8 protein-coding genes, 16 tRNA genes and 2 rRNA genes are annotated in these 12,278 nt (G+C 32.3%); 3 read left to right on the top strand and 23 right to left on the bottom strand.

The features are described from left to right. Positions 1-510: 510 nt before the first annotated feature. From V6137_RS19065 to polA, 6 genes are all read right to left on the bottom strand, one after another. Positions 511-596, bottom strand: a tRNA-Leu gene (locus tag V6137_RS19065). Positions 597-658: 62 nt separating this feature from the next. After that, entirely contained in the window at positions 659-2,425 is a 1,767-nt protein-coding gene (locus tag V6137_RS19070; RefSeq protein ID WP_425449569.1) for an ABC transporter substrate-binding protein, read from the bottom strand. A 17-nt stretch (positions 2,426-2,442) separates the two neighbouring features. Further along, positions 2,443-3,477, bottom strand: a complete 1,035-nt coding sequence (locus V6137_RS19075; protein WP_425449570.1) for a nicotinate phosphoribosyltransferase — start codon at positions 3,475-3,477, stop codon at positions 2,443-2,445. 126 nt (positions 3,478-3,603) lie between these two features. Beyond that, positions 3,604-4,191, bottom strand: a complete 588-nt coding sequence (locus V6137_RS19080; protein WP_425449571.1) for a lytic transglycosylase domain-containing protein — start codon at positions 4,189-4,191, stop codon at positions 3,604-3,606. A 20-nt stretch (positions 4,192-4,211) separates the two neighbouring features. After that, the gene (gene coaE, locus V6137_RS19085; protein ID WP_425449572.1) at positions 4,212-4,835 is read right to left on the bottom strand and encodes a dephospho-CoA kinase; all 624 of its coding nucleotides are present in this window, start codon (positions 4,833-4,835) and stop codon (positions 4,212-4,214) included. Then, on the bottom strand, positions 4,822-7,500 hold the full coding sequence (gene polA / locus V6137_RS19090; protein WP_425449573.1) for a DNA polymerase I: 2,679 nt from the start codon (positions 7,498-7,500) through the stop codon (positions 4,822-4,824). The genes coaE and polA overlap by 14 nt, the downstream gene beginning before the upstream one ends. A gap of 252 nt (positions 7,501-7,752) precedes the next feature. On the opposite strand from polA, the gene V6137_RS19095 reads away from it, so the two are divergent. From V6137_RS19095 to V6137_RS19105, 3 genes are all read left to right on the top strand, one after another. Then, positions 7,753-8,424 (top strand): YetF domain-containing protein, encoded by a 672-nt coding sequence (locus V6137_RS19095; protein WP_425449574.1) that lies wholly within the window; start codon positions 7,753-7,755, stop codon positions 8,422-8,424. A 19-nt stretch (positions 8,425-8,443) separates the two neighbouring features. After that, positions 8,444-8,824, top strand: a complete 381-nt coding sequence (locus tag V6137_RS19100; RefSeq protein WP_425449575.1) for a DUF4363 family protein — start codon at positions 8,444-8,446, stop codon at positions 8,822-8,824. Between the two features lie 74 nt (positions 8,825-8,898). Then, positions 8,899-9,381, top strand: coding sequence for a hypothetical protein (locus V6137_RS19105; RefSeq protein ID WP_425449576.1), 483 nt, complete (start codon positions 8,899-8,901; stop codon positions 9,379-9,381). A 126-nt stretch (positions 9,382-9,507) separates the two neighbouring features. Here V6137_RS19105 and V6137_RS19110 read toward each other — a convergent pair. From V6137_RS19110 to V6137_RS19190, 17 genes are all read right to left on the bottom strand, one after another. After that, a tRNA-Arg gene (locus tag V6137_RS19110) sits at positions 9,508-9,584 on the bottom strand. Between the two features lie 7 nt (positions 9,585-9,591). Continuing rightward, a tRNA-Cys gene (locus V6137_RS19115) sits at positions 9,592-9,666 on the bottom strand. A gap of 140 nt (positions 9,667-9,806) precedes the next feature. Further along, positions 9,807-9,882: transfer RNA gene (locus V6137_RS19120), tRNA-Gln, on the bottom strand. Positions 9,883-9,902: 20 nt separating this feature from the next. Further along, positions 9,903-9,979, bottom strand: a tRNA-His gene (locus tag V6137_RS19125). Between the two features lie 19 nt (positions 9,980-9,998). Next, positions 9,999-10,072 (bottom strand) — tRNA-Gly (locus V6137_RS19130). Between the two features lie 128 nt (positions 10,073-10,200). Continuing rightward, positions 10,201-10,275 (bottom strand) — tRNA-Gly (locus tag V6137_RS19135). 122 nt (positions 10,276-10,397) lie between these two features. Beyond that, positions 10,398-10,483 (bottom strand) — tRNA-Tyr (locus V6137_RS19140). A 123-nt stretch (positions 10,484-10,606) separates the two neighbouring features. Continuing rightward, a tRNA-Thr gene (locus V6137_RS19145) sits at positions 10,607-10,682 on the bottom strand. Positions 10,683-10,914: 232 nt separating this feature from the next. Next, positions 10,915-10,991 (bottom strand) — tRNA-Asp (locus V6137_RS19150). A 124-nt stretch (positions 10,992-11,115) separates the two neighbouring features. Next, positions 11,116-11,191 (bottom strand) — tRNA-Val (locus V6137_RS19155). 8 nt (positions 11,192-11,199) lie between these two features. Beyond that, positions 11,200-11,274, bottom strand: a tRNA-Glu gene (locus tag V6137_RS19160). 88 nt (positions 11,275-11,362) lie between these two features. Beyond that, positions 11,363-11,439, bottom strand: a tRNA-Met gene (locus tag V6137_RS19165). Between the two features lie 18 nt (positions 11,440-11,457). Then, positions 11,458-11,533: transfer RNA gene (locus V6137_RS19170), tRNA-Met, on the bottom strand. Between the two features lie 128 nt (positions 11,534-11,661). Continuing rightward, a tRNA-Leu gene (locus V6137_RS19175) sits at positions 11,662-11,751 on the bottom strand. Positions 11,752-11,765: 14 nt separating this feature from the next. Beyond that, positions 11,766-11,840: transfer RNA gene (locus V6137_RS19180), tRNA-Asn, on the bottom strand. A 10-nt stretch (positions 11,841-11,850) separates the two neighbouring features. After that, a 5S ribosomal RNA gene (gene rrf, locus V6137_RS19185) occupies positions 11,851-11,967 on the bottom strand. Positions 11,968-12,191: 224 nt separating this feature from the next. After that, positions 12,192-12,278 (bottom strand): 23S ribosomal RNA (locus tag V6137_RS19190); the annotation flags it as partial.

Genomic DNA, 12,278 nt, shown 5'->3' on the forward strand with positions numbered 1-12,278 from the left:
CAAACTCTCAAATTAAAAGTTTTATTACCTGTCACTCAATGTGACGCTGGTGTTAAATGTTTTTCATCTCAAATTAATATCTGGGATGTGCTTGACTTGCACTGTTTAATTTTCAAAGACCAAACTTGTTTTCTGCAACATTTTATTTCGTTGCGACTCTTAATACTATACCAGATTCTTTCTGATCTGTCAAGAACTTCTTTAAATTACTTCCTTAAAAGTTCCAAGTTAAATTGTCATCTTCCACATATTCTTTATTAACAGTAAATCTTAAATGTTTTTTTCGACGACTCTTAACACTATAACAAATTCGAAGGAATTTGTCAAGAACTTTTCTGTCACCAACTTTTTTCCCGCCGGCGACTCTTAATACTATAACAAATTCGACACTTAATGTCAACATGTTTTTCAAATTTATTATATAACTCACTGATGAACAAAAAACAAGACACATTATCATTTTATATTATTGCCTTTTCAAAAAAAGATTATACAACCTTTTTATCTTACTGGTGCCGTGGGCGGGACTCGAACCCGCACAGGAAAATCCCATAGCGCCCTCAACACTACGTGTCTGCCAGTTCCACCACCACGGCCTATTATTTCTCATAAGAGTATACACTTTTTTTTAAAAAAAGTCAAGTAATATGAATTCATATTACTTGACCTCCTCTTTATCTATTTTATTTTTTCTAAAGGGTTCAGGAATAAACCATTCTTCAATATTATTATAAATATTGTAATCTTGGGGGTTAATATTACCCCTCAATCTATCATTTATAAGTAGGGCAGAATTTTTAAAATGTAACCCCACATATGGCAAATCTTCAGTTAGTAACTCTTGTATCTCTAAGTATATATTCTTTTTACTTTGTTTATTTACCACTCTATTGGCTTCCAATAGTAGTTGATCCATTTTTTTATTGTTATAAAAAATGAAATTAGATGCCCCTATTTGAGATGAATGAAATGCAAATTTTAAGTCTGGTATATTAGATAGTTCCCACTCCAATAGTGCAACTTCATAGTCTCCACCAACTATTTTACTCCTAACTTCTCCCCATTTTTTATTTAACAATTCTTCAGTTATATTTTCAGGAAGGTTTATTTGATAGTCTTTAATAACTTTAATTCCGATTTCGCTTAAATTTTCTGTTATTAGTTCGGCAATATTACGTTTTGTTTCACTATAGGGATTAGTTAGTAATTTAATTACCAGCTCTTTTCTTGCTTCATTTATATAAACACCAGTATCACTATTATAAGTCCAACCGGCTTCTTCTAAAATTGTTTTTGCTTTTTCTTTATTATAGTTATATTTATTCAATTCTGAGCTTCTTAACCATGATTTAGGTGGTAGAGGTATATTACTTTTCATTCCATGGCCCAAATACACCTTTTGTATTATTGATTCTCTATCTATACCATAAGATATGGCTTTTCGTAAAGCATTTCCTTTATTAGAATTAAATTTTTCATTTTTAAAGTTAAAAGCTAAAAACTCGTAATTAGTTGAAGGGAACTCATATATTTTCACCTTTTCATTTTGAGCATATTTTTCCCAATCCGAGCCTATTGTCGTTGTTAAGTCTATTTGTCCTGCTTCAAATGATGTAATGGCTAAATTACTACTGTCTAGTATTTTTCCAGTTACTTTATTTATATATGGTTTTTTCCCCCACCAATTTTCATTTGCAACAAGCTTTATTTCCTTTAATTTATTATATTTATCAAATTTAAATGGACCTGTACCTATAGGAGTATAATTATTCTTAGATAAAGCTCTAACGTAGGAGTCACTAATATTTCTCCCACCACCTATAAACTCATGTTTGGGTATTATGGGAAATATCAAGCTTTCCAAAACATTGCCATAGGCTTTATCAAAGATAATATCTATATTATGGTTATCCCTTATCCTCGTCTTAATTATATTGTTAAATTCTTTATTAGTGGATACATTGTATGTGCTTAATAACATATTTTTATAAGCCAAGTCATTATTGGCATATTTTAATGTGTTTATAGTAAACTCAACGTCCTCCGAAGTTAAAATTTCTCCATCATGCCATTTGACATTCTCTTTTAATTCTAAACTAATTATCCTTCCATTTTCTCTTATAGAGTAGTTTTCTACTAATTGTTTCTTTATACTTAAATCTTCATCATAGCTAAACAGACCTTCAAAAACTAATTTATTAAAGTAATACTGACTCTTACTTTTATTTAAAAGGGGATTTAACGTTTCCACATCAATAACAGGAACAACTATTTCTCCCCCGTAGGTAGGTTCATATTCTTTATTTTTTTCTTTATTACTTTGTTCACTGGTATCATTATTAATATCTCCATTTATACCACAAGCAGATATACTTATACTCAATATACTCATTAATAAAAAGTATATAACTCTCTTTAATTTCAAAGTGAATCCTCCCAGTTCTAAATCATTTTAACTAACCTTTTATTTTCTACTAAACCTGGTATTCTCCCCCTTTTAGCCACCGCTTTACCGGCTACTTCTTTTATATCCATTGTCATATCTATAGCTGGTGCCCCAGATATGTAGCTACCAACTCCAAATGCATCTGCTCCTGCTTGTGACAAAATCTCTATTCTCTCTGGAGTTAATCCTCCCGACACAAATATTTTCACCCAATCATATCCATTAATATCTAACTTGGCCCTTACTTCTTTAATTAACTCTGGAGTTACTCCTCCCCTCTCACTTGGAGTATCTAATCTAATTCCATACAGATCTTTTCCTAACTCTTTTGCAATCCTAAGGGATTCTTCCACTTCGTCTTTAAATGTGTCCACTAAGACTATTCTTTTATGGTTTTTAGGCATTATATTATTATAAGCTTTAGCAACTGACAGGGTATCTCCAGCTATTAAAAAGGATGCATGGGGTAATGTACCACTTGGATCCTCTCCTAATAATTTCGCAGTTAAAATATTACTTACCGCACTGGCTCCACCTATTCTTGCCGCTTTCTCCATTACCGGTGCTACTGAAGGATGTAAATGCCTTGTACCAAAACATACAAAGTTTTTATCACCACAAGCTTCTTTTACTCTATTAGCCGCTGTGGCCCAACCACTTGGGCTGGCTAAGCAACCTAGTATAACCGATTCAAATATTCCAAAATCTTTATAAGATCCCTTTATTCTTACTAAGGTTTCTTTAGGTTGGAACTTTTGACCTTCCTCTAAAGCCCACATTTCTATGTTTTTATCTTTTAATACATTCTTTACTTCTTCTATCCCCACAAATATACCAGGCTTTCTTGCAAATATTTCAGCAGTTACTTCTTGCTCTGCAAGGCCCATATTATTCAATATATCTAATGTTCTTAAAAAGTATATATCTGTAGTTAATCCAGCTAATATATCTTCATGTTCTGCAGAGTAAAACATTCTCTCTTTTTCAAATTTTAATTTTTTAATGTCATCTAGACTCTTTAGTTGTTTCATGATTATCATCCTTTCTTATTAATGACAAATATCTTTTGTAAAATATAATTTATAAATATATTGATTTACCATATATATTATAACAGAAACCATAATATATTAGCTTAATTTTTTTGTTTTATAATATCATTCTTTATATAGATCTTCATAGTCATATAACTTTCTATATATTTTATAATCTTTCAGAACTCTATAAACATATTGTTCCGTTTCCCTAAACGGTATCTTATCTAAGTTAAGACCATCACTACTATACTCTTTATTAGCTAACCATTTTGTAACATTGCCGCTTCCACCATTATAGGCAGCTAAAGCTAATTTTATATTTCCATTAAACTGAGCCTTTAGGTTATTAACATACCAGCATCCAAAGCTTATATTTGTTTCAGGTTCATAAAGCATCTCTTCTTTATAGTCATTAATACCCATAATATCTGCAATCCATTTTCCTGTTGATGGAGTTATCTGCATAAGTCCTGTAGCTCCCTTATGGGACTTTGCCTCTTCATCGAACTTACTTTCTACTCTTATTATAGATGCAACTAAAAAAGGATCTATATTATACTTATCAGAATACTTAGATATATACTCCCTATGCTCTAAAGGGTACATAACTTTTCCCGCCCATTTTATTCCTAAAATGCTTATCCCTATTATAATTGTAAATACTATAACTATTCTTATTGTTTTTTTTGCAATTTTGGAAAAAGTCAACAAACATATCCCCCCAACTATTACTTTAGATGTTCTATAGCTTCTTCTATATTTTTTATTAATAAATTAATATTATTAGAGTTATTAATAATAACATTTGCATATTTTTTCTTAGCTTCTATACTCATTTGGGAATTTATCTTACTCTTAGCTTCTTCTTTATTAATATTATCTCTTTTCATTAATCTTTGTAATTGAGTTTCTTCATCTGTATATACCAGCCAAACCTCATTAAATAAAATTCCTTCCGATTCTAACTTCTGTTTATTTTCGATTAATAAAGGTATATCTACAAATATAATATCATTATTTTTTTTGTAAACTTCGATTTCTTTTTTTATCTCGTATGTAACCTTAGGATGAACTATATTATTTAATATATTTCTCCTATCCCTATCATTAAAAATAATCTTACCAAGTTTTTTCCTATCTAATGACATATCTTCATTTAATATTTCTTTTCCAAATTGAGATACAATCTCATTATATGCGGGTTGTCCGGTCTTTACAACATTATGGGATATCTTATCAGCATCAATAACTGGATATCCCTTTCTAAACAATATTTCAGTGGTAGTACTCTTACCGGTGGCTATCCCACCGGTAAGACCTATAACCTTATTATTATAATTATTTTGTTTCATACCAACTGTCTCCTGTCTCCATATCTACTTTCAAAGGCACCCTTAAATCTACAGCTTTCTCCATTAAATCCTTTAAAAGATGCTTAACTTCTTTAAGCTCATCTTTATGGGTTTCTATAATTAACTCATCATGTACCTGTAGTATTAGCTTTGACTTCATACCCCTTTTCTTTAACTCATTATAAACCTTAACCATTGCTATCTTTATAATATCTGCAGCACTTCCCTGTATTGGAGTATTCATGGCTGTTCTTTCTCCAAATGATCTAATATTATAGTTTCTTGACTTTAATTCCGGTAGGTATCTTCTTCTATTTAGTATTGTTTTAACATATCCATTGTCTTTACCTTCGTCAACAATATTATCCATATATTCTTTAACCCTTTGATAATTTTCTAAATAATTATCTATATATTTTTTAGCTTCTTTTTTAGTAATATCTAAATCTCTAGATAATCCAAAGTCACTTATACCATACACTATACCAAAGTTTACAGCTTTAGCCCTACTTCTCATAAGTGATGTAACCTCTTCTTTAGGAACATTAAATACCTCCGATGCTGTTTTAGTATGTATATCATCCTCACTAAAAAAAGCCTCTTTAAGTTTAGGATCATCGGCTATATGGGCAAGTACTCTTAGTTCTATTTGTGAGTAATCTGCATCCACTAGGGTATAATCTTCATTACTGGCAACAAAAAACTTTCTGATTTTTCTTCCCTCTTCAGTCCTTATAGGTATATTTTGTAGATTAGGTTCTGTGCTACTTATTCTACCGGTGGTGGTTATGGTTTGATTAAAACTAGAATGTACTTTATTTGTATCTTTATTAATTAAATCCCTAAGACCATCTATATAAGTGGACTTTAGTTTTGTAATCTGTCTATAATCCATTATCTTTTCAATTATGGGGTGTTTTTTCTCAAGTTTTTCTAAAACTTGGACACTTGTGGAGTAACCAGTCTTAGTTTTCTTTATAACTGGTAACTCTAATCTTTCAAATAAAATATTTCCCAGTTGTTTAGGAGAATTTATATTAAATTCTTCTCCTGCCATATCATATATTGTTTCTGTAAGTTCTTCTATTCTGTTATTTAAATCTTGTGATGATTCTTCTAATTTATCTATATCTACTGTAAATCCTTCAAATTCCATATTAGCTAAAACTTCTATTAAAGGAAGTTCAACTTCATAAAATAATTGTTCCATATCATAATCTTTAATTTTTGTTTCAATTGGCTTCCTTGAGTTAAATATTATATCTAATTGATTTGTACAATAATTTACCCTTTCATCTAATGATATATCTTCAAATTTTTTTGCTCTTTTCCCTTTACCTAATAAATCTTCTTTATTTTTTATTGCCATTTGAAGATATCCTTCTGCTATTGATTTTAATTCGTACTTACTTTCAGATGGGTTTAAAATGTATTGTCCAATCATACTATCAAATTCTATCCCATTTATATTTATTCCATATCTAAGAAGAACTAAAATGTCCCTTTTTAAATTATGACCTATTTTCCTAACTTCCTTATTTTCAAATATTTCTTTCATTGCTTTAATAATTTTATCACTATTATTTTCATCAAAGTTTATGTAATAGGTCTTATTAGAGTCACTTTTTATACCTAGACCTAATATCTTGTCTGATAAAGGATTATCTCCATCAATTAAGAACTTCAAATACATGTTATTTTCTTTTTTTATATCATCTATTACTTCTTCTATTTGCTCCATATTATTTACTAATATCTTTTCTCCATATTTTCCATCACTAATATTATCCATAAAATCATTTTTATCTATTTTCTTTAAAAGACTATTAAACTCTAGCTTCTTATATAATGAATAGAGTTCCTTATTATCTGCCTCTTCTTTTTTTAGCTTCTCTTTATTAATGTCAATTGGAACATGGGTAATTATTGTGGCCAATTTCTTACTCATAAAAGCCTGTTGTCTATTCTCTATTAATTTTTCCTTTAATTTTTTTCCCTTTACTTTTTCTATATCTTCATATATACCCTCTATAGATCCAAACTGTTTTAATAGTTTAATACCTGTCTTCTCACCTACCCCAGGCACTCCTGGGATATTATCAGATTTATCTCCCATAAGTCCCTTTAAATCTATAAACTGAGTAGGGGTAACCTCATATCTATCAAATAATTTATCAGTATCATATATTTCTAAATTTGAAATACCTTTTCGAGTTATTAAAACCTTTGTTTTTTCACTAACTAATTGTAAGTAATCTTTATCCCCAGATACTGCGATGACTTCTAAACCCTCTTCTTCTCCCCTTTTAGCCATGGTTCCAACCAAGTCATCGGCTTCAAAACCTTCTAATTCAATTCTATATATATTAAGCTTATCTAATACCTCTTTTAAAATATCAAACTGTCCGGCCAATTCATTTGGGGTCTTTTTTCTCCCTGCCTTATAGTCCTTAAATTCCTTATGTCTAAAAGTAGCACCTTTCATATCAAATGCCACTCCAATATATTCTGGATCATACTCATCTACTATTTTATATAGCATAGTTAAAAAACCATAAACACCATTAGTATATATACCATCTTTTGTAGCTAATGGTGGTAATGCGTGAAATGCCCTATGTAATAAACTGTTTCCATCTATTAGCATCAATTTTTCCTTTGACAAGTTATCAACTCCTTAATAACGACTCTTCTTACTTATTTTTAATTATTTAATCTTCTATTTTAGTATATATTAAAATAGAACATCAGTAAACATATAGTGTCCAAATATGTAAATACACTATATCTTTTTACATGTATAATAATATTTTATCCAACTCTAAGTTGAAAATTAATATAAAATAATTTTTTATTAAGTAGGTAATAATATATACTGTTTAAAAATAATATTTAGCGAAAGATAGGAGTCCTTAATATGATTGTAATCTTAATTAGAACATTAATATTATATATATTTGTATTAATTAGTATTAGGTTAATGGGTAAAGGAGAATTAGCTGAAATGCAGCCCTTCGAACTGGTAGTTATATTAATGATAGCAGAACTGGCAGTTCTCCCCATGGAAAACTTAGGTGTTCCTCTTATAAATGGATTTGTGGCAATAGCTACCCTTTTATTCATTCAAATTTTAATTTCCCTATTAAATTTAAAAAGTCAAAAGCTCAGAGGTCTTATATGTGGTAAACCTAGTATATTAATTCATAATGGTAAAATCAATGAGAAAGAATTAAAAAAATTAAGAGTAAATATAAATGATTTAGCAGAGCAAATTCGTTCTAAAGGGTATCCCCATATGGATGATATAGAATATGCAATATTAGAAACAAATGGAGACTTAAGTGTAATTCCAAAGGTAGATAAATCTCCTGCTACTTTAGAAGATCTAAATATAAAGGGTAAGTCAAATGGACTCCCCGTATCCCTTATAATAGATGGCAATATTCTTATAGATAATTTAAAAAAATTCTCTATAGAAAAACAATGGCTTTTATCACAGCTAAAAACTAAAAATATAACAGATGTCAGTAAAGTACTTTTTGCATACATAGATAATAACAAAGAATTATTTGTTCAAGAAAAACAATAGTTTATATGGAGGCAATTTTATGAAAACATATATTGTAACCTTTGCTATTATTCTTTTGATAATAGTAGGGTGGTTTATAATTTTCGATAAGGTAGAATACCACTGTGAAAGTGCAAATAAATCTTTAAATAAAGTAATATCCCATATAGATAATAATAATTGGAATGATGCTAAAAAAGAATTTGATAAAGTAACAGATAAATGGAGTGATATTCGATCAAGTTGGAGCATCCTCCTAGATCATCATGAAATTGACAATATAGATTTATCTATGGCTAAAACTAATAAATATGTTTCATCAAAAAACCCTTCCCTCTCTTTAGCAGAAATTGAAGTGTTAAAAAAGTTATTTAATATAGTTAAGGAAAATGAAGCTTTAACTTTAACTAATATATTATAGTATTTGGTTGCTACAAATTTATTGTATATAATGTACCATATGCTATAATGTAAATAAAAAGGAGAAAAATGCCTATGGAGAAACTGTGTATTTCGTTGTTTATATTCATGTTAATGTTTAATAACGGTTTATATTTTAATGAGTGGGAAGATCATTCCAATAAGGCTAATGTAGAAGTAATTGCTTTAGATATGTCTTCAGTAAATAATCTAATGGCTAAAGATAATGATGTAACAAAAGTATGCTTAAGGATTAGTAAAAAGGTTCCTATTAAAATTGATGGAGTAGAAAAGAAAGATGCTTATATAGAACCTCAATTCTATGCTACTATACACGATAAAGAAAATGGTGGAATTTCTGTTTATGATGTGAAAAAAAACTCTCCTAAGAGTAACTATTGTAATATTCGTGATTATAGCTTTGAAAAATTAAGCTCAGTTATGTATCGAACAACTATTGATTTTTTTACTGATAATGCAGATGGCCATTATTCAGATAGTATGGAAGTAACATTTATTATTAATGGTATTAATGATGTAGACGTTAATGTAGTGTAGTAATTAATGTAAAAAGACTTTTGAAATTATTGCCAATAATTTTAAAAGTCTTTTTCTTTTTTTCAAACAACAAAAAAATAGAGGGCCGGCATCTCGCTTCAACCCTCTATTTCTCTATATTCTATTTGGTGCGCCCACGAGGACTCGAACCCCGAACCTTCTGATTCGTAGTCAGACACTCTATCCAGTTGAGCTATGAGCGCTAATATTTGGAGGCGGCACCCAGATTCGAACTGGGGAATAAAGGATTTGCAGTCCTCTGCCTTACCACTTGGCTATGCCGCCATATCTAATTATATTATATGCTAAATACCTAACCCGTTGACTAAATTCACAACTAAGCGACTATCACAATTCTTGAAAAGCATAAGAATTGGATATCTGCTTATGCCTTACCACTTGGCTATGCCGCCAAAATAAAAAAATGGCTGGGACGGCAGGACTCGAACCTACGCATGCTAGAGTCAAAGTCTAGTGCCTTACCGACTTGGCGACGTCCCAACAACTATATAAATTATAAATGGGGTGAATAATGGGAGTCGAACCCATGACCTCCAGAGCCACAATCTGGCGCTCTAACCAACTGAGCTATACCCACCACGTTTTTTTCGTTTCTATGGAGCGGGTGAAGGGAATCGAACCCTCGCGACTGGCTTGGAAGGCCAGGGCTCTACCACTGAGCTACACCCGCATATTTCCTGTATTTTTACATGTATCTAACTAACGGTGACACCCAGCTTTTCCTAACTAAGCGATTCACACCAAATCGAAAAGACGATTTGGGTTCTCTGCTTATACCACTGAGCTACACCCGCATATTGGAGCGGAAGACGAGATTCGAACTCGCGACCCTCGCCTTGGCAAGGCGATGCTCTACCACTGAGCCACTTCCGCACACTAACTGCTGTCAGAATTCTAAATTGTAAATTACAAATTCTAAATTATTTAATCTGCGAAGCAGATTTTTTATTGCTTTTCATTTATAATTTAAAATTTACAATTTGTAATTGTCTTTTTGGTGGAGGGGACTGGATTCGAACCAGTGAAAGCAATGCTAACGGATTTACAGTCCGTCCCCTTTGGCCAACTCGGGAACCCCTCCAAAACCGACTTCGTCGGAATTTAAAATTCTAAATTACAAATTCTAAATTATTTGATCTGCGAAGCAGATTTTTTATTGCCTTTCATTTATAATTTAAAATTTACAATTCACAATTGCATTTTATGGAGCTGGCGGGAGGACTTGAACCCCTAACCTACTGATTACAAGTCAGTTGCTCTACCAATTGAGCTACGCCAGCACAAATTATTCTATTTAACTTTTCACTTAACTTGCTATCCGTAACTCCTTAACTAAGCGACTCACACCAAATCAAAAAGAAGATTTGGGTTCCCTGCTTATACCAATTGAGCTATGCCAGCACAGACTGTCTTACAGACAGAATTTTAAATTGTAAATTAGCCAATCTGCGAAGCAGATTGATTTTTGTTTTTCATTTATAATTTAAAATTTACAATTTGTAATTGTTTCTATGGCGACCTGGAAGGGACTCGAACCCTCGACCTCCAGCGTGACAGGCTGGCATTCTAACCAACTGAACTACCAGGCCAGGAACCAACTATCGTTGGAATTTTAAATTCTAAATTACAAATTTAAAATGTCTAATCTACGAAGCAGATTGTTTTTTTGTCTTTCATTTATAATTTAAAATTTACAATTTGTAATTACTTTTATGGTGGGCGCAGCAGGGCTCGAACCTACGACCCCCTGCTTGTAAGGCAGGTGCTCTCCCAGCTGAGCTATGCGCCCCTATTTATTGGTGACCCTACCGGGACTCGAACCCGGGTTACCGCCGTGAAAGGGCGGTGTCTTAACCGCTTGACCATAGGGCCATAAAAACTGGTGCAGTGTACAATTAATACGGTTTCAAACATTCTTTTCTTTCCTGTACATTGCTCCCTGTACTCTGTACTGTATTTCTGGTAGCGGCGAACGGAATCGAACCGCTGACACTGCGGGTATGAACCGCATGCTCTAGCCATCTGAGCTACGCCGCCATAAAAACTCATTTTTAATGGTTGCGGGGGCTGGATTCGAACCAACGACCTCCGGGTTATGAGCCCGACGAGCTACCAGCTGCTCCACCCCGCGACATACTATCCTGCGGATAGAATTTTAAATTGTAAATTACAAATTTTAAATTACCTAACCTGCGAAGCAGATTGCTTTTTTTGCTTTTCATTTATAATTTAAAATTTACAATTTGTAATTGTATTTCTTGGTGCCGGGGACCGGAATCGAACCGGTACGGTCGTATAAGGACCGCAGGATTTTAAGTCCTGTGCGTCTGCCAGTTCCGCCACCCCGGCGGATATTTAATTAGTGGCTCTCGGGGTGGGACTCGAACCCACAGCCTACCGGTTAACAGCCGGTTGCTCCACCATTGAGCTACCCAAGAACACTTTCCAATCTGGCAACGACCTACTCTCCCAGGCAGTTGCCCGCCAAGTACCATCGGCGCTGGAGGACTTTACTACTGTGTTCGGTATGGAAACAGGTGTGGCCCCTCCGCCATTGTTACCAGATTAAAATGACAACCCAAATCTTCGATTTGATGTTAGTCACTCACTCAACTCAAGTCGAGTTTTAAACTCTATCGCCTTAGCGACAAGATATATAATATCACATAATGTCGAACTTGTCAATACTTTTTAGTGGATTTTTTTCTTCATTAATCTCTCCACTCTCAATTCTCAACTTTCCTCTAAAAAAGTGTTTTGCACTTTCAAAATTGCACAGTGAATATATATTGGTCAAGCCCTCGACCTATTAGTATCATTAAGCTTAAGACATTACTGCCCTTACACCTATGACCTATCAACCAGATAGTCTTTCT

The sequence above is a fragment of the Dethiothermospora halolimnae genome (assembly GCF_037577855.1).
Classification (GTDB): Bacteria; Bacillota; Clostridia; order Tissierellales; family VENL01; genus Dethiothermospora; species Dethiothermospora halolimnae.

Bases quoted from the DNA above. Each gene is read 5' to 3' on its own strand.
- V6137_RS19075 (WP_425449570.1), bottom strand. From the start codon at position 3,477: ATGAAACAACTAAAGAGTCTAGATGACATTAAAAAATTAAAATTTGAA.
- coaE (WP_425449572.1), bottom strand. From the start codon at position 4,835: ATGAAACAAAATAATTATAATAATAAGGTTATAGGTCTTACCGGTGGG.
- V6137_RS19095 (WP_425449574.1), top strand. From the start codon at position 7,753: ATGATTGTAATCTTAATTAGAACATTAATATTATATATATTTGTATTA.
- V6137_RS19100 (WP_425449575.1), top strand. From the start codon at position 8,444: ATGAAAACATATATTGTAACCTTTGCTATTATTCTTTTGATAATAGTA.
- V6137_RS19105 (WP_425449576.1), top strand. From the start codon at position 8,899: ATGGAGAAACTGTGTATTTCGTTGTTTATATTCATGTTAATGTTTAAT.